The sequence below is a fragment of the Kitasatospora sp. NPDC097605 genome (genome assembly GCF_040302725.1).
Taxonomy (GTDB): domain Bacteria; phylum Actinomycetota; class Actinomycetes; order Streptomycetales; family Streptomycetaceae; genus Kitasatospora.
The window spans coordinates 189354-216099 of sequence record NZ_JBEOSF010000005.1; the positions used below are offsets into that span (position 1 = coordinate 189354).

The window sequence follows — 26746 nt, forward strand, 5'->3', positions numbered from 1 at the left end:
CGCCCCGGGTCAGTGCGAGGGCACCGCGGTGCCGTAGAAGGCGTCCAGCGCGTAGACGCAGCGGTCCTTGCTGCCGACGAAGACCTTCCCGCCGACCGCCACCGGGGAGCCGGTCAGCTCGCCCTTGGTGCCCAGCTCCCAGCGCAGCTGACCGCTGGCCAGGTCCACGGTGTGCAGCGAGTGGTCCCGGCTGCCGAGGTGGACCAGCCCGTCGGCGACCGCCGGGGAGCCGACGATCTCGCCGCGCGCGGTGTACCGCCAGCGCTCCCGGCCGCTGCCCGCCTCGAAGGCGTACAGCACCTCGCCGCTGCCGACCAGCACCATGCCGTCCCCGACCACCACCGGCTCGGCGCCCTGCCGGGTGCCGGTGACCGCGCGCCAGCGGTCCCGGCCGGTGGCCGCGTCCAGCGCGTACACGGTGCCGAGGTAGTCGGCGACGTAGACCGCGTCGGCGTCCAGCGCCGGCGGGGTGAAGAGCACTACGGGGGCCTCGAAGCGCCAGCGCTCGGCGCCGCTCGCCGCGTCCAGCGCGTACACCCGGGTGCCGGCGGTCACGTAGAGCACCCCGGAGCGCTCGACCGGGCGGGACGGCACGTCCTCGCCGACCGGGACCGACCAGCGCAGGCCGGAGCCGCGCGGGTCCACGCAGCGCAGCCGCCCGCCGCCGTAGTAGTACGCCGAGCCGCCGACCAGGGCGGGGCCGGACTGCGGGTTCTCGTAGTCCTGCTGGGCGTCGTCGGCGCGCCACAGCTCGGCACCGGTGGCCGCCGCGCGCAGCTGGACGCCGCCGCCCCGCACGCCGCAGCAGAGCACGCCCTCGGCCGCGTCCAGCGAGTACACCCAGCCGTCCAGCGAGTGCCGCCAGCGCTCGGTGCCGTCCGCGACGTCGACCGTGTACAGGTGCGGGCCGTCGGCCGCGTGCACCCGGCCGGCGTCCACCGCGAGCGCCCAGGCGACGTCCCGGGTCTTGTAGCGGCGCTGCCCGGAGGCGATGTCCAGGGCGTGCACCTCGAAGCTGGAGACGAACAGCGTGCCGTCGGCGACCACCGGGGTGCCCCAGACGTCGTTGGACATCCGGAACCGCCAGGGGCGCCAGCGGGCGGCGCGGGCCGGGGGCGGGGTGATCCGCCGGACCCAGTCGGTCTCGGCGGGCGGCGCGCCCGGGCCGGCCTGCTCGGCGCGCGGCCCCGGCCCTATCCGGACCGAGGCGCCGGGCAGCCGCACCTCGTCGCCCTCCTCGACCACCGGCCGGCGGTGCCGGCTGGGGGCGGCCAGCTTCTCGGTGGCGGCCTCGGTGTCCGGCCCGGGCGGCCCGCTGTGCACCGGCCCGGCGGGCGGCGGGGCGTGCCCGGCGACCGCCCGGGTGCGCGGGTCGTCCTGGGCCGGGTGCGGCGTCTGGACCGGCTGCCGGACGGGCGGCGGCTGACGGCGGCCCCGCTTGTCCTCGATCAGCGCGAGCGCGTCGGGCGGCAGCCAGTCCCCGGCCTCGCCGGAGGCGTCGTCCCGGGAGAACAGGTGCGGGGCCAGCTCGGCCTGGATCTGCTCCGGGGTCGGCCGGTGCTCGGGCGCCGGACGCATGCAGGCGCGCACCAGGTCGGCCAGCTCGGCCGGCAGGCCGGAGAGGTCGGGCTGGTCGCGCAGCAGCTGGAAGACCGTCTCCACCGGATTGGCGCCCCGGTACGGCGGGTGGCCGGTGGCGCAGAAGACCAGCAGCGAGCCGAGCGAGAAGACGTCGCTGGCGCCGGTGACGCCCCGGCTGTCCCGGGCCTGCTCCGGCGACATGTACGCCGGGGTGCCGACCGCGACGTTGGTCATGGTGAGCCGGGTGCTGGAGACCCCGGCGGCGATGCCGAAGTCGATCACCCGGGGGCCGTCCTCGACGACCAGCACGTTGGACGGCTTGAGGTCGCGGTGGACCAGCCCGGCCGCGTGGATGGACTGCAGGGCCTCGGCGATGCCGGCCACCAGCCAGCGCACCGCCCCGACCGGCAGCGGCCCGCACTCGGTGACCAGGTCCTCCAGGGACGGCGCCGGGACGTACGCGGTGGCCAGCCAGGGCACCCGGGCGTCCGCGTCGGCGTCGACCACGGCGGCCGTGTAGAAGCCGCCGACCGTCTTGGCGGCCGCGATCTCCCGCGCGAAGCGGACCCGGAACAGCTCGTCCTCGGCCAGCTCCCCCCGGACGGTCTTGATCGCCACCCGCCGGCCGGACGCCGACCGCGCCAGGTAGACCAGGCCCATGCCGCCCGCCCCGAGCCGCCCCAGCACCTCGAAGGGCCCGATCCGCCTCGGATCGTGCGCCGTCAGCTGGTCCACCCGCTGCCACCTCCCCGTCTTGAGCACCGCCCGCGTGGTGCCGCGCACCCACCGCGTGGTGCCGGTCCCGATTCTCCAATGCCGCCCGGCCCATCTCCAACCTCCCCCGCCCAGAGCGCTGTCCGGCCGGCGGGAGGCTCCACTGCCCGGTCAGCGACTCCGGAACGGCCGGATTCTGACGTCCGCTCCGGCGGTGACTTGCACCCGACACGCCCGGGAGTGTCGCGAGGGGCAACTCACACCCCCAGGAGAGTCGTCACGCTCCGTTACTCGATAACCCCTCAGCGAAGGGTTCGTCACCCTGCGGCGTCACCAGTGCACGGGGGGGCGTCAAGGAGGGGCACGGGGGCCCGGAAATATCCATCCGAAGCGCCGTGAGCGGCTATACCAACCCCCGTGCGGAGTAATTGTCACATCACCGAATCGCGCCAAGATCGGGCCACGGTAAGCTGACGGCATGACAGGACAAGTTCGCACCGTCGACGGTCGCGTCGCCGGGCGACGCGGACAGGAGACGCGGCAGAAGCTGCTCGACTGCCTCCGCGAGATGCTCAGCACGTCGCCCTATCGGGACGTCAAGGTCATCGACGTCGCCCGTATGGCGGGTACCTCCCCCGCGACCTTCTACCAGTACTTCCCGGATGTCGAGGGCGCCGTCCTCGAAATCGCCGAGGAAATGGCCAAGGACGCCGACACGCTCAAAGAGCTGGTGGCCGGAAAGTCCTGGGCAGGGAAGTCCGGCACGGCCACTTCGGAAGAACTGGTCGACGGATTCCTCGCCTTCTGGCGCAAGAACGACGCCATTCTCCGCGTGGTCACGCTCGGTGCCGCCGAAGGGGACAAGCGGTTCTTCAAGATCCGCATGACCGTCCTCAACGCGGTCGCCAAGCCGCTCACGGAGGCCGTCAAGGAACTCCAGGCGAAGGGCCAGGCCGACAAGTCGTTGGACCCGGCCGCCGTCGCCGGGTCGCTGGTCTCGCTGCTCGCCTCGGCGGCCGAGCACCAGAAGGCCTTCACCTCCTGGGGCGTCAAGGTCAAGGACCTCAAGCCCAATCTCGCTCCCCTGGTGTACCTGGGCGTCACCGGCAAGAAGGCGCCCAAGTAGACCGATCCGCTTCGACCCACCTTCCGCTTCGCGCGCGCCCCGGCCTCCTGTCCGGGGTACGACGGACGGCGGCCGTGTCCTCGGGGGAGGTCCGCCGGCGGTCCGCAGCGCGCCATGACACGCCTGTGGGCGGCCACCCGACGAGGGTGACCGCCCACAGGCATGTCCAGGGGGTGTCAGAGCGCCGGCCCGCCCCGGGCGTGCACGAAGCCCGCCCCGAGCCTCACTCTCGGGCGAGCGGGCGGGTTACGGGCAGCGGACGACCTGGCCGGCGTAGGCGAGGCCGCCGCCGAAGCCGAAGAGCAGCACCGGGTCGCCGGGGTTCAGCTCGCCGCGCTCGACCAGCTTGGAGAAGGCCAGCGGGACGGAGGCCGCCGAGGTGTTGCCGGAGTCCACCACGTCCCGGGCCACCACCGCGTCGGTGACCCCGAGCCGGTTCGCGATGGCGTCGATGATCCGCAGATTGGCCTGGTGCGGTACGAAGCCCTTCAGCTCGGACGGGTCGATCCCGGCCCGCTCGCAGGCCTGCCGGGCCAGCGGGGCGATCTGGGTGGTCGCCCAGCGGAACACCGACTGGCCCTGCTGGCTGATCACCGGGTCCCAGCCGGTGATCACCACGGCGTCGCCCTTCTCCGGCTCCGAGCCCCAGACCACCGGGCCGATCCCCGGCTCGGCGCCCTCCTCCTGGGCCTCGACCAGCGCCGCACCGGCGCCGTCGCCGAAGATCACACAGGTGGAGCGGTCGGTCCAGTCGATGGTGTCCGACATCCGCTCGGCGCCGATCACCAGGGCCGTGCGGGCCGCTCCGGCCCGGATCGCGTGGTCGGCGGTCGCCAGCGCGTACGAGAAGCCCGAGCAGACCGTGTTGATGTCGTAGGCGGCCGGCGAGCCCACCCCGAGCCGGGCGGCCACCGCAGCGGCCGTGTTGGGGCTGCGTTCGATCGCGGTGCAGGTGGCGACCACGACCAGGTCGACCTCGGACGCCGACCGTCCGCTGTTGGCCAGGGCCTTCTGGGCCGCCTCGGTGGCGAGGTCGACGAGGGTCTCGCCCTCCGCGATGTGCCGCGTCCGGATGCCTACCCGGCTGCGGATCCATTCGTCATCGGTGTCGACCAGCTTCGCCAGGTCGTCGTTGGTGAGGACCCTGGGGGGCTGGTAGTGGCCGAGTGCCACGATGCGAGAACCGCTCATACTGCCACTCAACCCGGTTACCCGCTGGTCAGCGGGTCGCGACCGGCTACAGGATCCGCGCCGGGATGCTGTAGGAGGCCGACAAGGGCCGTTGCGGCAGACGGGTCCCCGGACCGGGGCGCGGGCCGCCGATTCGGGCTTCCGGGCCGGTCAGGCCGCCAGCGAGGCCGCGTCGCCCATCACGATCACCGGACGGGCGGCCGGGTCGAGGGTGCGGATCAACTGTGCCATCTTGTCCTCCGGGATGGAGACGCAGCCGTGCGTCGGACCGCCGTGGTCGACGTGGATCCAGATCCCGCCGCCCTTGGTCGAGCCGCTCGGGCGGCGCGGGTCGAGCGGGGAGTTGCCGGGCACCCGGTTGTAGTTGATCGCGACGACGTAGTCGAAGGAGCCGGCCAGCTGCTCGCCGGCGAAGCCCGTCCCGGAGACCACGAAGTCGGCGTCCTTGTCGTACGGCAGCCGGCTGCCCGGGTCGGCCTTGCGGCCGCCGGCGTCGGTGAGCGAGAAGACGCCGATCGGGCTGCGCAGGTCGCCCTCGTTGTGGTCGGTGGTCCAGCCCTTGTACGCGTTGTGGCCCTGCCAGTTCTCGCCGGCCAGCCAGCGGCCCTCGCCGGTGCGGGTCCACAGCGTGACGGTGGCCCGGTTGGTGTCCTTGCCCTCGCCGGTGGCCACCACCACCTGGTTGGTGTCGGCGGGTATCCGGCCGGCGAAGGAGGCGCCGAGGCCGGGGATCGCCTCGACCGAGCCGTCGGCGCGGGCCTCGCTGCGGGCGGCGGCGGGGGTCTCGGCCTGCCGGGCGTCGGCGGCCCGGGCGGCCGGCGGCGCGGTCGGCGAGGCCTGGTCGGCGGCCGGCTGCCCGGCGGCGGGGCGGTCCGGGCCGGCGACACCCTCGGGGACGGGGCCGTCGGCGGTCGTCACACCGGGCTTGGCGGCGTCCTGGCCGACGGTGTACCAGCCGGCGGCGGCCGCCAGCAGCAGGGCGGTGCCGGCGACGGCGGCGCGGCCGGTGCGCTTCTTCTTGGGCTTGCGCCGGTGCCCGCGGGCGGCCGCGCGCCCGCCGGCCGGGGCGGCGCCCCGCTGCCGGGGCAGCGGCGCCGGCGGCTGCTCCGGCTCCGGCCGGAACTCCGGCTCGGCGGGGTGCGCCTGGAACGGCTGGTCGTAGACGTCGTGCTCGGCGGGGGTCAGGTAGCCGTACCCGGGGTCCTGCCCCTCGTAGAGCGGGCCGTCGTGCTCCTGGTGCCCGCCGTACTCCTGCCGGCCCTCGTACGGCTGCTGCGGAGCGCCGTACGGCGGTTGCGGCGGCTGCGGCACCTCGTACACCGGCTCGTACGACGGGTACGGGGAGGTGCGACGGTAACCGGACATGTGGCCGATCCTGCCAAACGGAGGCGCGGTTGCGAAAGCCGGGTGCCTGTGCGAGGCCGGTGAAGAAGCCGCCGCCCAGGCCGCAGGGGCCCGGGCGGCGGCCCGGAGTCGAGACGCGCCGGCCGGCGGCGCCCAGGTCAGAGGCGCATCGCCTGCGGGGTCTCCCGGCGGGCCTGGTCGGGGCCGTCGTACTCGCGGATGACCTCGTAGCGGGTGTTGCGCTCCACCGGGCGGAAGCCGGCGTCCCGGATCAGGCCGAGCAGGTCCTCGCGGCCCAGCTTGTTCGGGGTGCCGAAGTTGTCCGCGTCGTGGGTGATCTTGTACTCGACCACCGAGCCGTCCATGTCGTCCGCGCCGTGGCTGAGCGCCAGCTGGGCGGTGGTGACGCCGTGCATCACCCAGAAGACCTTGACGTGCGGCACGTTGTCGAACAGCAGCCGGGAGACGGCGAAGGTCTTCAGCGCCTCGGCGCCGGTGGCCATCTCGGTGCGCGCCATCAGCTTGTTGCGCACCACGCCGTCCTTGGAGTCGTGGAAGTCGTGCTGGTAGCGGAGCGGGATGAAGACCTGGAAGCCGCCGGTCTCGTCCTGCAGCTCACGCAGCCGCAGCACGTGGTCCACCCGGTGGCGGGGCTCCTCGATGTGGCCGTACAGCATGGTGGCCGGCGTCTTGAGGCCCTTGCTGTGGGCGAGCCGGTGGATCCGCGACCAGTCCTCCCAGTGGGTGTCGTGGTCGACGATGTGCTGGCGGACCTCCCAGTCGAAGATCTCCGCGCCGCCGCCGGTCAGCGACTCCAGGCCGGCGTCGATCAGCTCGTCGAGGATCTCGTCGGCGGGCAGACCGCTGATCCGCTCGAACCAGTGGATCTCGGTGGCGGTGAAGGCCTTCAGCGAGACGTTCGGCAGCGCGGCCTTCAGCTCCCGCAGCGAGCGCGGGTAGTAGCGCCACGGCAGGGTGGGGTGCAGGCCGTTGACGATGTGCAGCTCGGTGAGGGAGTCGACCTCCATCGCCTTGGCCAGCCGGACGGCCTCCTCGATGCGCATCGTGTAGGCGTCCTTCTCGCCCGGCTTGCGCTGGAACGAGCAGTACGCGCAGGACGCGTTGCACACATTGGTCATGTTGAGGTGGCGGTTGACGTTGAAGTGGACGACGTCGCCGTTCTTCCGCGTCCGCACGTGGTGGGCGAGCCCGCCCAGCCAGGCCAGGTCGTCGCTCTCGTAGAGCGCGATCCCGTCCTCCCGGGTCAGCCGCTCCCCCGCGTAGACCTTCGCCTCCAGCTCGCGCTTGAGCCCTGCGTCCATGCGGTGCCCCGCCTCCTCCGACTTCGAATCCTTGCCGGAACGAGCGTACGCCCCTGGCCGGGCGGGTTCGCGGGCAGCCGCCCCGCGCGGCTCAGCGGGCGAGCAGCTCCGCCAGCAGCGAGGGCTCGATGTTGCCGCCGCTCACCACGGCCGCCACGGCCTGCCCGCCGAGCTCGGCGGCCCGGTGGAAGTAGGCCGCCGGGGCGACCGCGCCGGACGGCTCGGCGACGATCCGCCCGCGCCGGGCCAGCAGGGCCACCGTGGCGCGGATCTCGTCCTCGGTGACGGTGACGATGTCGTCCACGTAGGCGGTGAGGTGCTCGAACGGCAGCACGCCCACCGAGGGGGTGCGCAGGCCGTCGGCGATCGTCCGGTAGGTGTCGGCGACCGGCCAGCTGATCCGCTCCCCGGCCCGCAGGCCGGCCTGCGCATCGGCGGCCAGCTCGGGCTCGACGCCGACCACCCGGATGCCCGGGCGGGTCAGCTTGAGCGCGGCGGCGGTACCGCCGATCAGCCCGCCGCCGCTGACCGGGACGAGCACGGTGTCCAGCTCCGCCGGGGCGTCCTCGGCGATCTCCAGGCCGACCGTGCCCTGGCCCGCGATGATGAACGGGTCGTCGTACGGCGGCACCCAGACGTAGCCGTGCCGCTCGGCCAGCTCGGCGGGCGCGGTGTCCCGCTCCCGCGGCGACACCAGCAGCACCTCGGCACCGAACGACCGGGTGGCCTCGACCTTGACCGCCGGCGAGGTGTCCGGCATCACGATCACAGCCTTGATCCCGAGCAGGTCCGCGGCGTACGCCACCGCCTGCGCGTGGTTGCCGCTGGACTGGGCGACCACGCCGCGGGCGCGCTCCTCCCCGCTCAGCGCGGCGAGCCGGTTGTACGCCCCGCGGGTCTTGAACGCGCCGGTCGGCTGGAGGTTCTCCGGCTTGAGCCAGAGCCGGCGCCCGCCGTCCGCCGCCCAGGGGGCGGGGACCAGCGGGGTGCGCACCGCGACGCCCGCGATCCGCTCCCGGGCCGCGTGCAGCTCCTCCAGACCGACCAGTGCCATGACCGTCACTCCCCCGTGCGTCGCCCGGTGCCACCCGGCTCTATTCGGCCTCGGGGAGCGGCAGCTCGCTCACCCGGCTCTCCCACTTGGTGGAGAGTACGACGGTCGTGCGGGTGCGAGCCACACCCTTGGTGCCCGAGATCCGCTTCACCACCGACTCCAGGCCCTCGACGTCCGGCACCCGGACCTTGAGCATGTAGGAGTCGTCGCCGGCGATGAACCAGCAGTCCTCGACCTCGCCGAGGTCCTTCAGCCGGAACGCGACGTCCTCGTGGTCCGCCGCGTCGGTCAGCTGGAGACCGATCAGGGCCGTGACCCCGAAACCGAGCGAGGCCGGGTTGACCGTCGCCCGGTAGCCGGTGATGACGCCGGCCTGCTCCAGGCGGTTGATGCGGTCCGTGACGCTCGGGCCGGAGAGGCCGACCAGCCGGCCCAGCTCGGCGTAGGAGGCGCGGCCGTTCTCCCGGAGCGCCTGGATGAGCTGTCTGTCCACCGTGTCCATATACCGTCCGCGTCCTTCCGAACCTCACCAGACCCACAGATCATTATCCGGATTCAAAGGCGCTGTGCGCGGACCAACCCGGATATCGCAGAGAACATACTCTCCCGTCCTGCGGTCCCTCACTCCCCCTCAGGCCGACCGTTCGCTCGCGCGCGCCGCCGCGCCCAACTCACCCTCCCAACGGCGGTACAGCGAATGGGGCACGCCGACCGCGTCCAGCACCCGTCCGGCGACGAATCCGACCAGCTCGCCGACGGTGGAGCCGCCGGCGTAGAAACCGGGCGAGGCGGGGAGCACGACCGCTCCCTGCGCGTCGAGTTCCACCAAATGCTTCAACGTCACCCCGTTGAGCGGTGTCTCGCGGACGCAGACGACCAGCGGACGCCGCTCCTTGAGGGTGACGCTGGCCACCCGCTGGAGCAGGTCCTTGCTGAGGCCGAGCGCGATCCCGGCCACCGCGCCGGTGGTCGCCGGTACCACCAGCATCCCCTTGGCGGGGTAGGAGCCGCTGGACGGGCCCGCCGCGAAGTCCCCGGCCGGCCAGTACCGGACGTCCTCCAGCTCCTCCGCCGCGGTTCCCAGCCAGCCGGCCAGGTCGGCGCGCCAGTGCGCGTCCCGGAACGCGATGCCGGTCTCGTCGAGGATCGTCAGCCGGGCCGCGCGGCTGACCACCAGGTCGACCGACTCGCCCGCGGCGAGGAGGGCGCGGATCACCGCGGCGGCGTACGGGGTGCCGGACGCGCCGGAGACCCCCACGACCCAGGGACGGCGGACAGGCTGCTCAGGCTTTTCCATAGTGGTTACTTTCTATCCCCACTCCGCCCCTCCTCCCGCCCCGGCCCGCCCTGGGAGGATGGTCGCCATGGCCACCCTCGTCGACCTCACCCACCAGGTGACCACCGCGATGCCGGTCTACCCCGGCGATCCGGCCGTCCTCCTGGAACCCGCCCTCACCACCGCCACCGCCGGGGTGAACGTGCTCGCCCTGCACCTCGGCTCGCAGTCCGGCACCCATGTGGACGCGCCGTACCACGTCGACGTCACCTGGCCGACGCTGGACGGCCTGCCGCTGGAGCGGTTCACCGGCTCGGCGGTCGTCGCCGACCTGCGCGGCCTGGAGCCGCGCTCCGCGATCACCGCCGAGCAGCTCGCACCGGCGCTGGAGCGGGCCGGCGAGGGCATCGTGCTGCTGATCGCCACCGGCTGGGCCCGGCACTGGGGCACCGACGCCTACCTCGCCCATCCGAGCCTGACCGCGCGGGCGGCCGAGGCGATCGTCGCCGCCGGGGTCCGCACGGTCGGGGTGGACGCGCTCAGCGTGGACCCGACGCCCGCCCCGGGCCCGGGCGACCCGGCGGTAGCCGCGCTGCTCGCCGACCTCACCGACGAGCACGACCAGCCGGGCGCCGAGGAGCCCACGCTGGCCGCGCACCGGGTGCTGCTCGGGGCGCCGGGCGGCGGGGTGATCGCGGAGAACCTGACCGATCTGCGGCCGCTGCTGACGGCCCAGGAGGCGGGCCGGCCGGTCGAGGTGTCGCTCTACCCGCTGCGGCTGGTGGCGGCCGACGGGGCGCCGGTGCGGGCGGTCGCCCGGCTGGGGTGAGCGGCCGCCGGCCGGCCGGGTTCGAACACCTGCCCGGGCCCTGGCACTTGGTCTAGACCATCATCGGCGGGCGGCGGTACGCTCTCCGGCCATGGCAGAGATCATCGGAGTCATCGAGCAGCTCTGGCGCTACCCCGTGAAGTCCACCGGCGGCGAGCGGCTCGACTCCGTCGAGGTGGACGACCGCGGTCTCGCGGGCGACCGCCTCTACGCCGTGCGCGACGGCAACGGCAAGCTCGGCTCCGGCAAGAACACCCGCCGGTTCCGGCGGATGGACGGCCTGCTCCGCCTCTCCGCCCGGCTCGGCCGCCGGCTCGACGGCCCCGAGCTGTTCGACCCGCTCGGCCGGCCGGTCGTCGACCCGACCGCCTTCCTCCGCGCCTATCTGCAGCGCGACGACGTCGAGCTGGCCCGCGAGGACTCCGTCTCGCACTTCGACCAGCTCCCGGTCAGCGTGCTCACCACCGCCACCCTGGACTGGGTCGCCGAGGCCGCGCCGTCCGCCGTGGTGGACGTCCGCCGGTTCCGCCCGAACGTCCTGCTGCGCACCCCGCCGGGCACCCCGCCGTTCACCGAGGACCGGTGGTTCGGACGCGAGGCGCACGGCTCCGCGCCCTCCGGCGCCCGGCTCGCCTTCGTCCGCTCCAGCGAGCGCTGCGCGATGACCACCGCCGCCCAGCCCGGACTGCCGCACGCCCCGGAGATCCTCAAGGCCCTCGCGCAGTTCCACGACTCCCGCCTGGACGCCCTCGCCGAGGTCGCGGCCCCCGGCCGGCTCGCGGTCGGCGACACCCTGACGCTGGGCTGATCCACGCTCCGACCCTCCGTCAATTGAGCCATCTTCTTCACTACTTGACTGACGCACGCCTATCCTGTCTTACTGTCTTAAGACAGGAGAACAACTGGTGATCGAGTTCGTGCTCGACGGCCGCTCGCGGGTGGCCACGTACATGCAGCTGGTCCTGCAGGTGAAGCAGGCGCTGCGGGTCGGACTGGCGCAGCCGGGGGACCGGCTGCCCAAGGTGCGGGACGTGGCCCAGGCCCTGGCGATCAACCCCAACACCGTGCTCAAGGCCTACCGGGAGCTGGAGTTGGAGGGGCTCGCCGAGGGCCGGCCCGGGGTGGGGACCTTCCTGGTCCGCACCCTGGCCGGCCCCTCGCTGGCCCACCACGCCGAGCTGCGCGAGGAGTTGGTGGCCTGGCTCGGCAGGGCGCGGGCCGCCGGACTCACCCGCGAGGACATCGCCGCGCTCGTCGACACCACCCTGCGGGCCACGCCCGACCGACCGCCCACCGGCGGGACCTGACCGGTCCGACAGTCATCTTGGGGGAACACACATGACGGAAGTCGCTCTGCACGCCGAGGGGTTGGGGAAGCGCTTCGGGCGGACCTGGGCCCTCCAGGACTGCTCGCTGGAGCTCCCCGCCGGGCGGATCGCCGCCCTGGTCGGCCCCAACGGCGCCGGTAAGTCCACCCTGCTCCACCTCGCCGTCGGCCTGCTCCGCCCGGACACCGGGTGGGCCCGGGTCTTCGGACGCGATCCGCGCCACGACCGCGACGCCCTGGCCGACATCGGCTTCGTCGCCCAGGACACCCCGCTCTACCCCGACTTCACCGCCACCGAGCTGATCACCATGGGCGCGCGGCTCAACCGCCGCGGCTGGGACGCCGGCATCGCCCGCGACCGGCTCACCCGGATCGGCATCCCGCTCGACAAGCCGGTCGGCAGGCTCTCCGGCGGCCAACGCGCCCAGGTCGCCCTGGCGCTGGCGCTCGCCAAGCGGCCCCGGCTGCTGCTGCTCGACGAACCGGTGGCGGCCCTCGACCCGCTCGCCCGGCACGAGTTCATGCAGGCCCTGATGGGCGCCGTCGGCGAGTACGGGACCACCGTGCTGCTCTCCTCCCACCTGCTCGCCGATCTCGAACGGGTCTGCGACCACCTGGTGCTGCTGCACACCTCCCACGTCCGGCTCACCGGGCCGGTGGACGAGTTGCTCGCCGAGCACGTCCGGCTGATCGGCCCCCGGCTCCCCGACGGCGCCGCCGTCCCCGGCGTGGCCGAGGTGATCCGGGCCAGCCACACCGAACGGCAGTCCACCCTGCTGGTGCGCACCGACGGACCGGTCGACGAGAGCCGCTGGACCGTGCACGACATCACTCTGGAGGACCTCGTGCTGGCCCACCTCGGCGCCTCCGCCGGTGCCACGCCCTCGGAGGTCGCCGCATGATCTGGCTGACCTGGCGGCAACACCGCAGGCAGGCCCTGTGGACGGCCGTGGCGCTCGCCGTGCTCGCCGCCGTCCTGGTGCCCACCGGCCTGTCCATGCGCTCGTCCTTCGAGGACTCCGGCCTCGGCGCCTGCCTGCGCGCCCTCGGCGACGCCGAGTTCGTCGGCGGCGAGGGCTGCGAGTCGCTGAGCCAGCGCTTCGCCAACCAGTACGGCTCGACCGCCTTCCTGGCCGTCCTGTTCGTCCTGCTGCCGGTCGTGGCCGGCCTCTTCCTCGGCGCCCCGCTGGTCGCCCGGGAGGTCGAGAACGGCACCCACCGGCTGGTCTGGACCCAGGGCATCAGCCGCCGGCGCTGGATGCTCACCAAGTTCGGGCTGGTCGGCGCGGTCGCGCTGGTCCTGTCCGTCGGCTACGCGCTCGGCGCCTCCTGGTGGCTCGGCCCGCTCGCCGCCAACGGCCTGGGCCGCTTCCGCTACCTGATCTTCGATGTCCAGGGCGTCGCGCCGATCGGCTACACGCTGTTCGCGGTCGCGCTCGGCATCCTCGCCGGCACCCTGACCCGCCGGGTGCTGCCCGCGATGGGCCTCTCGCTCGCCGCGTTCATCGCCGTCCGGGCCCTCGTCGAACTGCTCGCCCGGCCCGTCTTCCTGCCGGCCAAGACGCTCAGCTACGCCATCGAGAGCCCGGTCATGGCCAACCGCTTCGCCGGCTCCTGGGTCTACCAGGAGGGCGTCCGCAACGGCGCCGGCACCCTCGTCCTCTCCGACGCCCGCGTCGGCTGCGGTCCGAACGCCGGCGCCGATCCCGAGGGCACCGCCCGCTGCACGGCCCACTTCGCCCAGGAGGGCTTCGGCCCCGGCCCGTACACCAACTGGCAGGAGTACCAGCCGGCCGACCGCTTCTGGACCTTCCAGGCGATCGAGACCGGCCTCTTCCTCGCCCTGACCGCCCTGCTGATCACCCTCGCCATCCGCCGGGTCCGCCGGATCTCCTGAACCCCCTGAGCCCGGGGCACGGCGGGCGAAGGCACCCTGACGGGCCGTTGCTACCATCCACGGACCGACCGGATCGTGTGCGTCCGGTCGTTCCGGCCAGGGGAAGGGGAGGGCACCATGACCGCCGACGACGCCCGGAGGATCGTCCTGATCCGCCACGCGCAGGCCGAACGGGAGACCGTGGTCGACCACGAGCGGCGGCTGGACGAGCGGGGCCGCACCGAGGCCGCCCTGGCCGGACGATGGCTCGCCGCGTCCGGCGTCCTGCCCGGTCTCGCACGGGTGTCCAGCGCCCGGCGCACCGGCGAGACCTGGGAGCTCGTCCGCGCGGCGCTCCCCGAGCCGCCCGAGACCGTCCACGAGCGGCGGATCTACGACATCAGCGTCGACATCCATCGCCGCGAGGCCGGGGTCGACGAGCTGATCGCGATCCTGCGGGAGACGCCGGAGGGGTCGGGCGACCTGGTCGTGGTCGGCCACCATCCGAGTCTCCACGACCTCGTCGCCGTCCTCGCGGCACGGGGCCGGGACGCGACGGAGGACGGGCTGTCCCGGCAGGTGGCGCGGACCGGGTTCCCCACCGCCGCCGTCGCCGTCCTCGCGGTCGACGGCCCCTGGCGGAGCCTCGGCCCCGGCCGCGCTCGGCTGACCGGCTTCTGGGCTCCGGCCGGCTGACCTCCCCGAACGCTCAGTGGCGGGCCGGCAGGAGGCACAGGGGGTGGCCGGCGGGGTCGGCGTAGACGCGCCAGCGGCCGGCGTCGTGCAGCAGGGTGGCGCCGAGGGCGAGGACGGCGGGTTCGGCGGTGGCCAGGTCGGGGACGTCGATGTCGAGGTGGGCCTGCTGGGGGCTCGCCGGATCGCCCCAGCGGGGCGGTCGGTGGTCGGCGACGCGCTGGAAGCAGAGCACCAGGCCGGCCGGGGTGTGCAGGGTGGACCAGTCGGGGTGCAGCGACCAGCGCGGGTCCGGCCGGTCCACCTCTCCGCCGAGCAGTTCCGCGTAGAACCGGGACAGCACGGCCGGGTCCGGACAGTCCAGGACGACGCACTGCAGTTCGCCGATCATCGGGGCTCCTTCGGGAGGGGTGGGGTTCACAGCGGATCGCCGAGCGCCGCCTCGATCTGGTGGCGGGTGGCCCGGGCGATCCGGGGGTCGGTGGCGGCGTAGTGGGAGTACGCGTTGAGGCCGGTGGCCAGCGCCCAGCCGCGGCCGCGCAGCCAGGTGGCGTCGTCCACGCCGAGGGCGGTGCGCAGCACCGCCCGGGCGGGGGCGTCCAGCAGGGTCCAGGCGATGACCAGGTCGCAGGCCGGGTCGCCGGCACCGAGACCGCCGAAGTCGATGACGGCGGTGAGCCGGCCGTCGACGGCGAGCAGGTTCCCGGTGTGCAGGTCGCCGTGGAACCAGACCGGTGGGCCGTGGTGGGCGGGCGCGTGCACGGCGGCGTCCCAGAGCGCGGTGAGCGCGCGGGTGTCGAACGCGCTCCCGACCGCCGCGATCCGGGCGCGCGTCCCGGCGTCACGGCCGGCCAGCGGGGCGCCCAGGTGGTCGTTGTGCGCCCCCGGCGCGAGGCCGGGGGCCGTCGGAAGCGCCTGGAGCGCGGACAGGAAGCCGGCCAGCCTGGCCGCCTCGGCGGACAGGTCGGTGAGGACGGCGGGCCCGGCGGGCGTCCCGCCGTCCAGCCAGCGGGCGACCGACCAGTGCCACGGGTACCCGTGCGCCGGCCGCCCGACGGCCACCGGCGCCGGCACCGCCAGCGGCAGGTGCGGCGCGAGCCGCGGCAGCCAGCGCGCCTCCTTCTCGGCCTGCCCGGCCGCCCACTCCCCCCGGGGCAGCCGGACGGCCAACGCGTCGCCGAGCCGGTGGATCACATGGTCGGAGCCGCCGGGCTCGACCCGGCGCAACGGCAGCCGGGCCCACTGCGGGAACTGCTCCCCGAGCAGCCGCCGGACCAGCGCGGTGTCGAGGGCCGGGGTCTGCGAGGTCACAGCGGACAGTTCAACCCGCGGGTGCCGCCCTGTCGAACGGTTTTCGCGCGATCATGGTGGACAGGCGGTCCGGGGACCGCCAGCATGCTCGAATGGCCACCGACGACGGATCCGTCCACGCGCACCTCGACCGGCTGCGCCGGGAGCGCGGCCTGCTCACGCCCACCGAACTGCTCGAACTCGCCGAGTACGGCGTCGCCGTGCTCGATCCGTTCTCGGTGATCGTCTCCCGGCGGGTCAAGCTGGGGCCGGACAATGTGCTCTACCCCGGCGTCGTCATCGAGTGCGACGAGCGGAGCCGCTGCGCGGTGGGCCCCGGCAATGTGCTGCACGGCGGCACCCGGATCACCGCCGTCGACGGCGGCAGCGTCACCATCGGAGCCCGCTCGGAGTTCGGCGGCGGCACCCGGATCAGCGCCGGGGCGCACGAGAGCATCGAAATCGGCGACGAGGTCCGGCTCATGGGCGGCGCCTCGGTCACCGGCGACAGCCTGCTCGGCGACGGCTCGCAGATCCTCGGCGGGATCTCGGCGCACTCGGTCGAACTCGCCGCCGGCCGGCCGCACGGCTACCCGGACCCGGACGGCCGCGGCGGCGTGATCGAAGGGTACGGCCGGGCCACCGGCGCCGTGGTCCCCACCGGCGACCAGATCTTCAACATCGGCTACGAGATCGGCCACACGACCACCGACCGGCAGCGCTCCTACCATCCGGAGGCCCCGCGGCTCGGCCCCGGGCCCACGCTGGAGCGGCTGACGGCCGAACACGCGGGCGCCGTCCTCGCGTTCGAACAGGAGAACCGGGACTTCTTCGCCGATTCGGTGCCTGACCGCGGGGACGAGTACTTCACCCCCGACGGCTTCGCCGAACGGCACCGGGCGCTGCTCGCCGAACAGGCCGAGGGCCGCTGCCACTTCCACGTCGTCCTGAACGGCTACGGCCGGGTCATCGGCCGGGTCAACCTGGTGGACGTGGCCGACGGCGGCGCCGAGCTCGGCTACCGGGTGGCGGAGGCCGACACCCGGCAGGGCGTGGCCCGGGTCGCCGTCGAGCAGGTCTGCCGGCTGGCCGCCACCCGGTACGGGCTGACCTCCCTCACCGCCGTGACCGCGGAGGACAACGAGGCCTCCCGGGCGCTCCTCGCCCGCACCGGGTTCATCGCGACGGGCAGGCGGTCCGCCGGCGGGGAGCCGGGCCTGGTCCACCGCCGCATGCTCCGAGCCGCGCGGTTCGAGGGCCCCGGTCCGGGGGAATCACGGGGGGCATGACGATCCCTCACCGCTTGGTCGGCTCCGGCGCCCACAAGGTCCTGGTGCTGCACGACTGGTTCGGCACCAGCGCCGGCTGGGGCCCGTTCCCGGACTACCTGGACGGCTCCGCCTTCTCCTACGCGTTCCTCGACTACCGGGGCTACGGCGAGCGCAAGGACGTGACCGGCGCCTACACGCTGGCCGAGATCGCGGACGACGCGCTCGCGCTGGCCGACCAGCTCGGCTGGCCGGAGTTCTCGCTGGTCGGGCACTCGATGGGCGGCAAGGCCGTCCAGCAGGTGCTCGCCCGGGCGCCGCACCGGGTGCGGCGCCTGGCCGGACTGGCGCCCGTCCCGGCCGGGCCGTACCCGATGGACGCGGACGGCGAGGCGCTGTTCTACGGCGCGGCCGAGGACCGGGCGAAGCGGTACGAGATCCTGGACCGGGTGACCGGGCGGCGGGCCGGCCGGGTCTGGCTCGACCGGATGGTGGACCGCTCGCTGGAGCTCTCCACCCGTGAGGCCTTCGGCCGGTACGTGCGGGACTGGACCACCGCCGACCTGGTGGACCGGATCACCGGGAACCCCGTGCCGGTCCGGGTGTTCGTGGGCGAGCACGACCTCCTGCTGACCGCCGAGGCGATGCGCGCCACCTTCCTGGTCCACTACCCCAACGCCGAGGTCGAGCAGCTGCCCGCCGCCGGCCACTACCCGATGCACGAGACCCCGGTCGCCCTGGCCGCGGCGCTGGAGTCCTTCCTGCGCGCCTGACGGCCCTCCGCCGCCGCCCGCACGGGTTCATGGCGAACGCGCGCTGCGCTGGGCCGCCGGGATCCGGGCGGTTCCGCCGAGCCGCCGAGGTCCGGCGCCGCTACCCGAGCTCCTTGATCCGCTCCCGCACGGCGGGCGAGGCCTTCGCCCAACTGCCGCTGTCGAAGGGCGGTTCGGGGTCGTACTCGGCGTGCAGCTGGATCGCCCGGGCGGTGGTCTCGTCGGTGAGCAGGGCGGCGAGCCGGAGCGCCATGTCGATGCCGGCGGAGACGCCGGCCGCCGTGACGATCCGGCCCCGGTGCACCACCCGCTCGGGGGTGAACACGGCGCCGTAGGCGGCCAGTTCACCGGCGGCCGCCCAGTGCGTGGTGGCGTCGAGGCCGTCCAGCAGCCCGGCGGCCCCGAGCAGCAGCGCACCGGTGCACACGGAGGCGGTGAACCGGGTGGTCGCGTGCACCCGGCGCAGCCAGTCGAGGAAGTCGGCGTCGCCCCTCAGCGGCCGGGTGCCGTGCCCGCCCGGGACGAGCAGCACCTCGCACGCCCCGACCTCCGTGTACCGGGCGGGCACGTCCAGCCGCATCCCCCCAATGCTGTCGGCCACCGGCCCCCGCTCCCCCGCCGCCACGAACCGCACGGTGGCCCCGGGAAGATAGCCGAGCACCTGGTACGGGCCGATCGCGTCGAGCGGCTCGAAGTCGTCGAAGAGCGGGATGACGATGTCCATGTCCCGCAGCGTAGGCCCGAGTTGGCACCCCGTCCCGCCCCCGGTCAGCGGATTCACGAGAACGAGTGGTCTGCACCACCGGCCTTTACCCCGACGCATCCGGCCCCGGCGCCCTTCCTCGCCGCCGTCGAGCGGCAGGCCGCCGAACCGGTCCGCGCCGCCGAGGCGCTCCTCTCGACGGCAGCGGCTACCAGGGCAGCGGGGAGCCGAGCCCATGCGCCATCTCGACGTCGTCGGCGGGCTCATGGCGTACACGTCGTCCCCGGCCGCGGGCTTGGTCGTCTGCCAGGTGACCGCACCACCGAACCGACCGGAGCGGCGCCGGTCCGGCGTCGGGGCTACGGGCGCGGCTGCGCCGGGTGGTCGGCGATGACCAGGTCGGCCGCGTGGGACAGGTCGTCGTCCGCGCGGGCCAGCAGGGCCGTGACGTCGTAGACAGGGGCGTCCGGGTCGGTGCCGATGGCCAGGGTCAGGCCGGGTTCGCAGCGGGTCGCCCGGAGGGCGGGCGCGAGGTCGGGGCGCTGCCGCTCCACGGCGCACGCCAAGTCCCAGGCCCGGTCCTCCAGTCGGCGCCGCCGCGCCGGGTCGCAGGCGGCCAGTGCCTCGGCCACCCCGTGGTCGTCCGGGTCGTAGTCCTCCAGCAGCGGCAGCAGTTCGGGGGCGGCCAGGATCTCCGCCGCCCGGAAGGTGAGGACGGCCGCGCCGTCCGGGTCCGCCAGCAGCTCGCCCAGCAGCGGCACGGCCCGGGGGTCGCGCCGGCGGGCCAGGCCGCGGACGCCCTCCTCGCGGGCGTCCGGGTACTCGTCACCGGTCCGCTCCCAGAGCGCCGCCCGCACCTCGGGGCCGTCGGCCTCGCACTGGAAGCCGAGCGTGAACGTCGCCCAGTCGCGGACCTCCGGGTCCGGGTCCCGGGTCAGGCCGATGAGCGCGCGCACGCCGGGGGCGTCCGGGCCGGCGGTGACCACCTCGTCGAGGGACAGCGCGGAGGCCACCTCCTTGCGCACCTCCCTGTCGGGGTGGCCGGCCAGGGCGACCAGGACGGGGGCCGCCCGTCCGTCCCCGGTCCGGCCGAGGGCGTGTGCCAGGCGGGCCAGGACGCGGTCGTCCCGCTCCCGCTCGGCGAGCCCGAGCAGTGCGGTCAGGGCGCCGTCCCGGACCGCTTCGTCGCGGTCGGCCGCCCCGCCGACCAGATCGCAGCCCGCCGCCCGCTCGGCCGCCTCCGCCGAGCCGAGCAGCTCGGACCCGTGCGCGAGCGCCGCCCCCGTGTTCATCACCATGCGGTCAGTCTGGCGCACGGCCCCGCCCGGGCGGAACGCCCGGCCGGGGAATCCCGGCCGGGCGTCGGCACCCGGTACCGCTGCCGCGGGTCGGGTCAGAACTCGGTGCTGACCGTGACTCCGCTGAAGTCGGTCACGGCGTACAGGCTGAGGTAGCGGTAGCCGGCCGTGGCGTTGGTGACGGTGAGGGACTGGGTGGTGCCGGCGCCGGTGGAGGAGGCGGTGAAGGCGTTCGGCGAGGCCCAGGTGTCGGCGTTGTAGTACAGGTGCGCGGTGCCGGTGCCGCCGGAGGTGGTGACCTTCAGCGTGGTGGTGCCGGCCGGCAGGTAGATGTACAGGTAGTCGGAGTTACCGGCGGTCGCGGCGCGGCCGGTGCGCGAGCAGTTGCGGCCCATCGCGTCGGCGCGCTGCTCGGGGCAGGCCGGCAGGACGACCGGGGCGTCCTTCACGGTGACCGTGGCCGCGGTGGTGGCGGCCCGGCCGGTGTCGTCGGTGGCGGTCAGGGCGACGGTGTACGAGCCGGCCGCCGCGTAGGTGTGGCTCGGGTTGCGCTCGTCCGAGGAGGTGCCGTCGCCGAAGGTCCAGTGCCAGGCGGTGATCCGGCCGGAGCCGGTCTGCACGGCCCGCTCGGTCGCGGTGACGGTCGCGCCGTTCACCGAGGTGTCGAACAGGGCGGTCGGACCGGCCGCGTAGCAGGCGCCGGCGGCGCAGGTGGTGAGCCAGGCGTCGAAGTCGGCATCGTAGGAGGTGCCGAGGTCGTTGTAGACCGCGTAGCCGCCGGGGTAGTCACCGGCCCGGAAGCGCTCCAGCATGGCCTGGACGTCGGCCGGGTGCCGCTCCAGCATGTACCGGACGGACAGGTAGCCCCACGGGTAGATGCGGGTCGAGTCCGAGTTGGCGTAGGTGTTCTGGAAGAGGGTGCTGAGCTTGTAGGTGTGCTTGGCCGCCTGGGCCATCGCGTCGACGTCGGTGGCGCCCCGGTAGCTGTACGAGATGTACTCGGCGAGGCCCTCGACCCACCACTTGTTCGGGACCGACGACTGGGTGGTGTAGCTGCCCTTCAGGTTGTAGATGCTGTCGAGGTAGTGGGTGTACTCGTGGTTGAGGTTCCACACCCGGGCGGGGTCGTTGACGTTCCAGGCCTTCTGGTACATCACGGTCGCGGCCCGGTTGTTCGGGTCACTCGCGTCCATGACGGTCTGGCCGCCGTTGTCGGTGTCGTTGCCGAAGATCGCCCACGAGTAGGTGGTGTAGTCGGCCTTGTTGGCGAAGATCCCGAAGGTGACGGTCTTGGCGTACTGGTTCGGGATCGGTCCGTTGTCCTTGGCCACGCCGTGGAAGAACGCGTCCTGGTTGCGCAGGCTGGCGCAGACGGTGGCCAGTTCGGCGGCCGACAGGGCCTGGGCCTGGAGGGTGCGGTTGTCGCAGACCAGCTGGTTCGGCAGGACCACCGAGGTGAGCTTGGCGGGCAGGTCGCAGGTGCCGTAGTAGGAGCACTGGTTGTTGTCGAACCAGTTCGCCTGGACGGCCGTGTGCACGTACAGCGACGCGTGGGGGCTGAGCAGCGGCGCGGAGTCCAGCACCTTCTTGACCAGCGGCTTGGCCACGGCCTCGGCGGCGGGGCTGGTTCCGGCGAACCGGGCCAGGTCGTTGCCCGCGTTGGTGTCGAGGAAGGCGTTGGACCCGCTGAGCAGGTCCCGGTGCTTGATCGCGAAGTCGGCGAGCGAGTTGACGAGGCTCGGATCGGCGGCGAGCGCCCGGACGAAGTCCTTGTTCCGGTAGCCCTCCCAGAGCGGGTAGTACAGCACCGAGTTGACGGCGCTGACCATCTGCGGGAAGGCGCTGTAGGAGTTGTCGAACTCGTCCAGCATCCGCTTGTAGACGCCCATGTAGTGGGCCTGGACGTTGGCGCTGTCGGTGAGCCACACCACCTCCTTGAGGACGCGGCCGTTGTCCTCGGTGACGTCGCGCCAGCGGGTGCCGGCGAAGAGCGCGTCCAGGGCGGACGTGACGGCGTCGGTGAGCGCGGGGGTGTACGGGCCGGCCGCGGCGGGGTAGTGGAACTGGATGTAGTAACCCACCTGCAGGTACTTCACCAGCTGGGTGATGCCGGTCGAGTTGTCGCCGGTGTAGCCGGCCGCCAGGTCCTTGAGGGCGGCCGCGACGGACAGCATCCGGGACTGCTGGAAGATGCTCGGGTCGGCGCTGCCGCTGCTGTACAGCGACTTGACGCAGTCCACCGTCGAGCTCTTGATGAACGCGACCAGGTCGGCCCCGGTGCGGGCCGCGAAGTCGGCCGGTGTGCAGCTCTGCGCGGCGAGGGACTTGGACAGGGCGGGGGCGCCCGCCTCGTCGTCGGCGGTCGGCTCGGTCATCCGCGTCGCGCCGATCAGCGCCGGGGGCAGCGCGGCCGCGGGCTCGGCGAGGTCCTCGGACCCCGTCGTCGCGGTCGGGGCCGGCGCGGCGGGTGCGGCAGGGGGTGCCGCGAAGGCCTGGGCCGGGAGCACGGCGGTGGCCGTGGCGCAACAGGCGACGACGCCGGCTGCGAGCATGGAGAGTCTGGTGCGCAGGAGCACGCCGAATCCTTCGTCGAGTGGGGGCAGCCCGGCGTGGGGCCGGGCTGAAGGAAGGAGATGTGGCGTGGATCCTGTCACCAGCCGAAGATCAGAACAATGTCACAGGTTATATTGCACGAGAATTTCGGCCACCCCGCCGTTCGCGGCGCCCTCCGGGCGGCTGACCTGCGACGTTCACGGCCGGGGCGGTTCGCCGCGCACGCGCCAAAGGGACGTCGGACCACGAGCCGGGCGACCGCAGCGGCCGAAAAGCCACCCGGACTGGCCGATCCGCACCCCCACCGCGAACGCCCGGCGGAGCGGTGACGCGCGTCACATCCGATCCGCCGATGAGTTTCCGCGCCGCCCCCGGTCCTAAGGGCATGACCAACACGCTGACGGCGCAGAGCGCCCCCGCCACCGCCCGCCCGCTGCTGACCGCCGGGGCGGTCGGCGGGCCGCTCTTCCTCGCCGCCGGCCTCGCCGGGGGATTGACCCGGGAGGGGTTCGACTTCTCCCGCAACGCGCTCAGCCAACTGAGCCTCGGCGAGCTCGGGTGGATCCAGCAGGGCGCGTTCCTGCTCACCGGCGCGCTGCTGCTCGCGGGCGCCGTCGGGCTGCGCCGGGCGCTGCCCGGCAGCATCTGGGCGCCGCGGCTGGTCGGGGTGTTCGGCGCGAGCTTCGTCCTGGACGGGTTCTTCGCGGCCGACCCCGGCGCCGGGTTCCCGGTCGGGGCGCCCGAGGAGCGGGTGACCGGGCTGAGCGGGCACGGGGCTGTGCACCTGGCCGGCGGGACGGTCGGCTTCCTCGCGCTGTGCGCCGCGTTCCTCGTCCTCGCCCGGCACCTGGACCGCCGCCGGGCCCTCGCCTCGCGCGTCGTCGCGGCCGTGGTGCTCGTCGGCTTCGGCGCCTCGGGCGTCACCGTGCTCGCGTTCACCCTCGCGGCCGCGCTCGGCCTCGGCTGGCTGACCGCTGTCGCGATCAAGCTCCATGCATGAAGATCACCATCAGAAGATCATCCGATAGCCGAGGAGAGTCACCCCATGAGCGAGACCCCCGCCGTCAAGGGCCCGGCCAGCTACTTCCCCTCCATCGAGCAGAAGTACGGGCAGCCGATCGCGCACTGGAAGGAGCTGATCCGCTCCTCCCCGCTGACCAGGCACATGGAGCTGGTCGCCTGGCTGAAGGAGGAACACGGGCTCGGCCACGGGCACGCGAACGCCCTCGTCAAGCACACGCTCGACGAGGGCGGGAAGTAGGGCCCCGGAGGGGCGCGGTCTCAGACGCCGAGGCCGCGCACCACCAGGTCCACCAGCGCGAAGAAGAACAGCGAGATGCCGACGAAGCCGTTCGTCTGGAAGAACGCCCGGTTCAGCCGGGACAGGTCGTTCGGCTTGACGATGGTGTGCTCGTAGACGAAGGCGCCGGCCACCACCAGCAGGCCGATCCAGAACGCCACGCCCGCGTCGGTGAGCACCGCGTACCAGCCGAGCAGCAGCGTGGTGACGACGTGGCAGGCGCGCGCGCCGCGGATGGCGGCCGGGACGCCGAAGCGCGCCGGCACCGAGCGCACGCCGCCCTCCCGGTCGGACGAGACGTCCTGGCAGGCGTAGATCAGGTCGAAGCCGCCGATCCAGATGCCGACCGCCGCGCCGAGCACGACGGCGTCCCAGGACCAGCTGCCGGTGACGGCCAGCCAGGCGCCCACCGGGCCCATCGCCTGGGCCAGGCCCAGGATGGCCTGCGGGAAGTCGGTGAACCGCTTGCCGTACGGGTAGACCACCATCGGCACCACGGCCACCGGCGCGAGCGCCAGGCAGAGCGGGTTGAGCAGCGCCGCGGCGCCGAGGAAGACCACCAGGGCGATCGCCGAGCCGATGTACGCGGTCTTCAGCGAGACGGCGCCGGTGACCAGTTCGCGCCCGGCCGTGCGCGGGTTGCGGGCGTCGATCTCGCGGTCGATGATCCGGTTGGCGGCCATGGCGAAGGTCCGCAGGCCCACCATGCAGACCGTGACGATGAACAGCTCGCTCCAGTGCACCCGCCCGTCGGCCAGGAACATCGCCGTCAGCGCCGCGATGTAGGCGAACGGCAGGGCGAAGACCGAGTGCTCGATCATCACCAGCCGCAGGAAGGACTTGACCTTGCCGGGCTGGGCCTCCGGGAGCGCGGCGGCGGTGCTCACAGCCCGTACTCCTTCCAGCGCCGGTCCACCAGGGCGGCGGTCGCCGGGTCGGAGCTGACCATCTCGGGCCAGCCGCCGTCGCGGGTGTAGCCCTCCTCGGGCAGCTTGCGGGTCGCGTCGATGCCCGCCTTGCCGCCCCAGAACTGCTGGTAGGACGCGTGGTCGAGGTGGTCGACCGGGCCCTCCACCACGGTGAGGTCGCGGCTGTAGTCGACGTTGCCGAAGGCCCGCCAGGCGACCTCCTGGTAGTCGTGGACGTCGCAGTCGGCGTCCACCACGATGATCAGCTTGGTCAGCGACATCATGTGCGCGCCCCAGATGGCGTGCATGGTCTTCTGCGCGTGCTTCGGGTACTTCTTGTCGATCGAGACGATCACGCAGTTGTGGAAGCCGCCGGCCTCGGGCAGGTCGTAGTCGACGATGTCCGGGATGATGATCTTCAGCAGCGGCAGGAAGAACCGCTCGGTGAACTTGCCCAGCGGGCCGTCCTCCGTCGGCGGGCGGCCGACCACGATGGACTGCAGGATCGGCCGGCGGCGCATCGTCACGCAGTCGATCGTCAGCGCCGGGAACGGCTCCTGCGGCGTGTAGAAGCCGGTGTGGTCGCCGAACGGCCCCTCGAGCAGCAGCTCGCCGGGCTCCAGCCAGCCCTCCAGGACCACCTCGGCGTCGGCCGGGACCTGCAGCGGGACGGTCTTGCAGTCCACCATCCGCACCCGCTCGCCCGCGACGAAGCCGGCGAACAGGTACTCGTCGATGTCGCCCGGCAGCGGCGCGGTGGCCGCGTAGGTGACGGCCGGCGGGCAGCCGAAGGCGATCGCGACCGGCAGCTTCTCGCCCCGCTTGGCGGCCACCGCGGCGTGGTTGCGGCTGTCCTTGTGGATCTGCCAGTGCATGCCGATGGTGCGGCGGTCGTGCCGCTGCAGCCGGTACAGGCCGAGGTTGCGGACGCCGCTGTCCGGGTCCTTGGTGTGGGTGAGGCCCAGGTTGAAGAAGGAACCGCCGTCCAGCGGCCAGGTGAACAGCGCCGGCAGCTCGTCCAGGTTGACGTCCTCGCCGGTGAGCACCACCTCGTGCACGGGCGCGTCGCCGGACTTGACGTGCTTCGGCGGCACATGGGCCATCGAGGCGAGCTTGCCGAAGGCGTCCCGGAAGCCGGTGAAGCCCTGCGGCAGCTCCGGCTTCAGCAGACCGGAGATCCGGTCGCCGATCTCCTCCGGGCCCTTGAGGCCCAGCGCCTTGGAGAGCCGGCGCTCGGTGCCGAAGACGTTCATCGCCAGCGGCATCGTGGAGCCCTTGACGTTCTCGAACAGCAGCGCCGGACCCTTGGCCTTCTGCACGCGGTCGACGATCTCGCCGATCTCCAGATAGGGGTCCACCTCCGCCTTGATGCGCTTGAGGTCGCCTTCGCGGTCGAGGGCCCGCAGGAACGAGCGGAGATCGTCGTATGCCATGCCAGCCAGTATCCGCCACCCGCTAGCCTGGCCTGTGTCAAGGGCCCCCTTGGAACGGCGCACCGCCAGCGCGGCCGCCGCCCGAGGGACCCGACCGCCACCGACGCCGCCCGGGGGAGATCGCCGCCGTGCTGAGGATCCTGACCTTCGTGCTCCCGCTCGCCCTGTGGGTGTGGGCCTTCATCGACTGCCTGACCACCCCCGAGGAGGAGGTGAAGCACCTCCCCAAGGTGGTCTGGGTGATCATCGTGCTGCTCTTCCCGCTCGTCGGCTCGATCGCCTGGCTGGTGGCCGGCAAGCAGCGCGCGGTGCGCACCGCCCCGGCCGGCGGTCACGGCGCGAGCGGCCCGGCATACGACCGCCGCCGCGACGGCCGCCCGCTCGCCCCGGACGACAACCCGGAGTTCCTCGCCTCGTTGAAGAAGCACAACAACGAGCACGAGGACATGCTCAAGCAGTGGGAGGCGGATTTGCGCCGCCGCGAGAACGAGCTGCGCGGCAAGGAGGACCCGGACGAGGAACGGCGGTCCTGACCCCGGATCGCTCGGACAGCCCACCCGGCACCCACCGGGTGGGCTGCGGTGTTTTTGGCGCATCCCTACGACTGGGAGGGCACCACCGGCCGGCGGCCCCGGCCTTCACCACCGCACCGAGCGCCCCTCTAGCAGCCCTTGAGCAGGCCCGGGCAGGATTCATCGAGACAGCTCTGACCTGCGTTTTTCCTCATGTTCAGCTCACTCCCGAGCCATCCGCGCGACAGCTCGGGGTAATCGAACGGCTACCCGTCGCACGGGCCGAAACGCTTCGGTTTCTGTGCAGCCCTGACATCTAAACGGACGCGACCTTGTACGGAATCGACGCCGAAACCAGCGTGCGGCCCCTCGTAC

The 26746-nt window shown here is 73.4% G+C and carries 26 protein-coding genes; 12 read left to right on the top strand and 14 right to left on the bottom strand.

Translation table 11 applies throughout. The annotated features are described in order from the left end of the window. Positions 1–9: 9 nt before the first annotated feature. Positions 10–2316, bottom strand: a complete 2307-nt coding sequence (locus tag ABTX81_RS08120; RefSeq protein WP_350542529.1) for an outer membrane protein assembly factor BamB family protein — start codon at positions 2314–2316, stop codon at positions 10–12. 457 nt (positions 2317–2773) lie between these two features. On the opposite strand from ABTX81_RS08120, the gene ABTX81_RS08125 reads away from it, so the two are divergent. After that, entirely contained in the window at positions 2774–3421 is a 648-nt protein-coding gene (locus tag ABTX81_RS08125) for a TetR family transcriptional regulator (protein ID WP_266311629.1), read from the top strand. Between the two features lie 246 nt (positions 3422–3667). Here ABTX81_RS08125 and ABTX81_RS08130 read toward each other — a convergent pair whose 3' ends face one another. The 6 genes from ABTX81_RS08130 to ABTX81_RS08155 form a co-directional block, all read right to left on the bottom strand. Continuing rightward, complete coding sequence (locus ABTX81_RS08130) at positions 3668–4612, bottom strand: beta-ketoacyl-ACP synthase III (RefSeq protein ID WP_350542386.1); 945 nt, start codon at positions 4610–4612, stop codon at positions 3668–3670. A 150-nt stretch (positions 4613–4762) separates the two neighbouring features. Continuing rightward, positions 4763–5977 carry a L,D-transpeptidase family protein gene (locus tag ABTX81_RS08135; protein ID WP_502892723.1) on the bottom strand — a complete coding sequence of 405 codons (1215 nt, stop codon included), beginning with the start codon at positions 5975–5977 and terminating at the stop codon, positions 4763–4765. Between the two features lie 137 nt (positions 5978–6114). Continuing rightward, positions 6115–7278 (bottom strand): aminofutalosine synthase MqnE, encoded by a 1164-nt coding sequence (gene mqnE, locus ABTX81_RS08140; protein ID WP_350542387.1) that lies wholly within the window; start codon positions 7276–7278, stop codon positions 6115–6117. A 91-nt stretch (positions 7279–7369) separates the two neighbouring features. Then, positions 7370–8332, bottom strand: coding sequence for a threonine ammonia-lyase (locus tag ABTX81_RS08145; protein WP_350542388.1), 963 nt, complete (start codon positions 8330–8332; stop codon positions 7370–7372). Positions 8333–8372: 40 nt separating this feature from the next. Next, a complete protein-coding gene (locus ABTX81_RS08150) occupies positions 8373–8834 on the bottom strand; it encodes an Lrp/AsnC family transcriptional regulator (protein WP_350542389.1) in 462 nt (153 codons plus the stop codon). A gap of 129 nt (positions 8835–8963) precedes the next feature. Continuing rightward, positions 8964–9629 (bottom strand): UbiX family flavin prenyltransferase, encoded by a 666-nt coding sequence (locus tag ABTX81_RS08155; RefSeq protein WP_350542390.1) that lies wholly within the window; start codon positions 9627–9629, stop codon positions 8964–8966. Between the two features lie 67 nt (positions 9630–9696). Between ABTX81_RS08155 and ABTX81_RS08160 the strand changes: the two genes are divergently transcribed. The 6 genes from ABTX81_RS08160 to ABTX81_RS08185 all read left to right on the top strand — a co-directional run bounded on the left by ABTX81_RS08160 (position 9697) and on the right by ABTX81_RS08185 (position 14336). Then, the gene (locus ABTX81_RS08160; protein ID WP_350542391.1) at positions 9697–10437 is read left to right on the top strand and encodes a cyclase family protein; all 741 of its coding nucleotides are present in this window, start codon (positions 9697–9699) and stop codon (positions 10435–10437) included. 91 nt (positions 10438–10528) lie between these two features. Further along, positions 10529–11245, top strand: coding sequence for an MOSC domain-containing protein (locus ABTX81_RS08165; protein ID WP_350542392.1), 717 nt, complete (start codon positions 10529–10531; stop codon positions 11243–11245). A 97-nt stretch (positions 11246–11342) separates the two neighbouring features. Continuing rightward, positions 11343–11744, top strand: coding sequence for a GntR family transcriptional regulator (locus ABTX81_RS08170; RefSeq protein ID WP_350542393.1), 402 nt, complete (start codon positions 11343–11345; stop codon positions 11742–11744). Positions 11745–11775: 31 nt separating this feature from the next. Next, entirely contained in the window at positions 11776–12666 is an 891-nt protein-coding gene (locus tag ABTX81_RS08175) for an ABC transporter ATP-binding protein (RefSeq protein ID WP_350542394.1), read from the top strand. After that, positions 12663–13661: an ABC transporter permease gene (locus ABTX81_RS08180; protein ID WP_350542395.1), complete on the top strand. Its 999-nt coding sequence runs from the start codon at positions 12663–12665 to the stop codon at positions 13659–13661. Before ABTX81_RS08175 ends, ABTX81_RS08180 begins: the two co-directional genes overlap by 4 nt. Before the next feature lie 117 nt (positions 13662–13778). Continuing rightward, positions 13779–14336, top strand: a complete 558-nt coding sequence (locus ABTX81_RS08185; protein WP_350542396.1) for a SixA phosphatase family protein — start codon at positions 13779–13781, stop codon at positions 14334–14336. A 13-nt stretch (positions 14337–14349) separates the two neighbouring features. Here ABTX81_RS08185 and ABTX81_RS08190 read toward each other — a convergent pair whose 3' ends face one another. Then, complete coding sequence (locus ABTX81_RS08190) at positions 14350–14724, bottom strand: VOC family protein (protein ID WP_350542397.1); 375 nt, start codon at positions 14722–14724, stop codon at positions 14350–14352. Positions 14725–14750: 26 nt separating this feature from the next. After that, positions 14751–15653, bottom strand: a complete 903-nt coding sequence (locus ABTX81_RS08195; protein ID WP_502892729.1) for an aminoglycoside phosphotransferase family protein — start codon at positions 15651–15653, stop codon at positions 14751–14753. 83 nt (positions 15654–15736) lie between these two features. Here ABTX81_RS08195 and ABTX81_RS08200 point away from each other — a divergent pair, with 83 nt between their 5' ends. After that, positions 15737–16912 (top strand): GNAT family N-acetyltransferase, encoded by a 1176-nt coding sequence (locus tag ABTX81_RS08200; protein WP_350542399.1) that lies wholly within the window; start codon positions 15737–15739, stop codon positions 16910–16912. Then, complete coding sequence (locus tag ABTX81_RS08205; protein WP_350542400.1) at positions 16909–17664, top strand: alpha/beta fold hydrolase; 756 nt, start codon at positions 16909–16911, stop codon at positions 17662–17664. The genes ABTX81_RS08200 and ABTX81_RS08205 overlap by 4 nt, the downstream gene beginning before the upstream one ends. A 100-nt stretch (positions 17665–17764) precedes the next feature. Here ABTX81_RS08205 and ABTX81_RS08210 read toward each other — a convergent pair whose 3' ends face one another. The 3 genes from ABTX81_RS08210 to ABTX81_RS08220 form a co-directional block, all read right to left on the bottom strand. Next, positions 17765–18388, bottom strand: a complete 624-nt coding sequence (locus ABTX81_RS08210) for a DJ-1/PfpI family protein (protein WP_350542401.1) — start codon at positions 18386–18388, stop codon at positions 17765–17767. Positions 18389–18726: 338 nt separating this feature from the next. Then, positions 18727–19665: a HEAT repeat domain-containing protein gene (locus ABTX81_RS08215; RefSeq protein WP_350542402.1), complete on the bottom strand. Its 939-nt coding sequence runs from the start codon at positions 19663–19665 to the stop codon at positions 18727–18729. Positions 19666–19760: 95 nt separating this feature from the next. Further along, on the bottom strand, positions 19761–22241 hold the full coding sequence (locus tag ABTX81_RS08220) for a collagenase (protein WP_350542403.1): 2481 nt from the start codon (positions 22239–22241) through the stop codon (positions 19761–19763). 329 nt (positions 22242–22570) lie between these two features. Between ABTX81_RS08220 and ABTX81_RS08225 the strand changes: the two genes are divergently transcribed. Then, positions 22571–23218 carry a DUF998 domain-containing protein gene (locus ABTX81_RS08225; RefSeq protein WP_502892724.1) on the top strand — a complete coding sequence of 216 codons (648 nt, stop codon included), beginning with the start codon at positions 22571–22573 and terminating at the stop codon, positions 23216–23218. Between the two features lie 45 nt (positions 23219–23263). Further along, on the top strand, positions 23264–23479 hold the full coding sequence (locus ABTX81_RS08230; RefSeq protein ID WP_350542404.1) for a DUF4287 domain-containing protein: 216 nt from the start codon (positions 23264–23266) through the stop codon (positions 23477–23479). A 20-nt stretch (positions 23480–23499) separates the two neighbouring features. On the opposite strand, the gene mqnP is transcribed toward ABTX81_RS08230, so the two are convergent. Continuing rightward, on the bottom strand, positions 23500–24405 hold the full coding sequence (gene mqnP, locus ABTX81_RS08235) for a menaquinone biosynthesis prenyltransferase MqnP (RefSeq protein ID WP_350542405.1): 906 nt from the start codon (positions 24403–24405) through the stop codon (positions 23500–23502). Then, positions 24402–25859 carry a menaquinone biosynthesis decarboxylase gene (locus tag ABTX81_RS08240; RefSeq protein ID WP_350542406.1) on the bottom strand — a complete coding sequence of 486 codons (1458 nt, stop codon included), beginning with the start codon at positions 25857–25859 and terminating at the stop codon, positions 24402–24404. The genes mqnP and ABTX81_RS08240 overlap by 4 nt, the downstream gene beginning before the upstream one ends. 128 nt (positions 25860–25987) lie before the next feature. Between ABTX81_RS08240 and ABTX81_RS08245 the strand changes: the two genes are divergently transcribed. Next, positions 25988–26392 carry a PLD nuclease N-terminal domain-containing protein gene (locus tag ABTX81_RS08245; RefSeq protein WP_350542407.1) on the top strand — a complete coding sequence of 135 codons (405 nt, stop codon included), beginning with the start codon at positions 25988–25990 and terminating at the stop codon, positions 26390–26392. Positions 26393–26746: the final 354 nt, after the last annotated feature.

Coding starts and splice junctions, on each gene's coding strand:
- ABTX81_RS08240 (WP_350542406.1), bottom strand. CDS start 25,859: ATGGCATACGACGATCTCCGCTCGTTCCTGCGGGCCCTCGACCGCGAA.
- ABTX81_RS08205 (WP_350542400.1), top strand. CDS start 16,909: ATGACGATCCCTCACCGCTTGGTCGGCTCCGGCGCCCACAAGGTCCTG.
- ABTX81_RS08180 (WP_350542395.1), top strand. CDS start 12,663: ATGATCTGGCTGACCTGGCGGCAACACCGCAGGCAGGCCCTGTGGACG.
- ABTX81_RS08230 (WP_350542404.1), top strand. CDS start 23,264: ATGAGCGAGACCCCCGCCGTCAAGGGCCCGGCCAGCTACTTCCCCTCC.
- mqnE (WP_350542387.1), bottom strand. CDS start 7,278: ATGGACGCAGGGCTCAAGCGCGAGCTGGAGGCGAAGGTCTACGCGGGG.
- ABTX81_RS08155 (WP_350542390.1), bottom strand. CDS start 9,629: ATGGAAAAGCCTGAGCAGCCTGTCCGCCGTCCCTGGGTCGTGGGGGTC.
- ABTX81_RS08175 (WP_350542394.1), top strand. CDS start 11,776: ATGACGGAAGTCGCTCTGCACGCCGAGGGGTTGGGGAAGCGCTTCGGG.
- ABTX81_RS08210 (WP_350542401.1), bottom strand. CDS start 18,388: ATGGACATCGTCATCCCGCTCTTCGACGACTTCGAGCCGCTCGACGCG.
- ABTX81_RS08145 (WP_350542388.1), bottom strand. CDS start 8,332: ATGGCACTGGTCGGTCTGGAGGAGCTGCACGCGGCCCGGGAGCGGATC.
- ABTX81_RS08165 (WP_350542392.1), top strand. CDS start 10,529: ATGGCAGAGATCATCGGAGTCATCGAGCAGCTCTGGCGCTACCCCGTG.
- ABTX81_RS08160 (WP_350542391.1), top strand. CDS start 9,697: ATGGCCACCCTCGTCGACCTCACCCACCAGGTGACCACCGCGATGCCG.
- ABTX81_RS08135 (WP_502892723.1), bottom strand. CDS start 5,977: ATGTCCGGTTACCGTCGCACCTCCCCGTACCCGTCGTACGAGCCGGTG.
- ABTX81_RS08190 (WP_350542397.1), bottom strand. CDS start 14,724: ATGATCGGCGAACTGCAGTGCGTCGTCCTGGACTGTCCGGACCCGGCC.
- ABTX81_RS08125 (WP_266311629.1), top strand. CDS start 2,774: ATGACAGGACAAGTTCGCACCGTCGACGGTCGCGTCGCCGGGCGACGC.
- ABTX81_RS08130 (WP_350542386.1), bottom strand. CDS start 4,612: ATGAGCGGTTCTCGCATCGTGGCACTCGGCCACTACCAGCCCCCCAGG.
- ABTX81_RS08215 (WP_350542402.1), bottom strand. CDS start 19,665: ATGGTGATGAACACGGGGGCGGCGCTCGCGCACGGGTCCGAGCTGCTC.
- ABTX81_RS08225 (WP_502892724.1), top strand. CDS start 22,571: ATGAGTTTCCGCGCCGCCCCCGGTCCTAAGGGCATGACCAACACGCTG.
- ABTX81_RS08200 (WP_350542399.1), top strand. CDS start 15,737: ATGGCCACCGACGACGGATCCGTCCACGCGCACCTCGACCGGCTGCGC.
- ABTX81_RS08185 (WP_350542396.1), top strand. CDS start 13,779: ATGACCGCCGACGACGCCCGGAGGATCGTCCTGATCCGCCACGCGCAG.
- ABTX81_RS08150 (WP_350542389.1), bottom strand. CDS start 8,834: ATGGACACGGTGGACAGACAGCTCATCCAGGCGCTCCGGGAGAACGGC.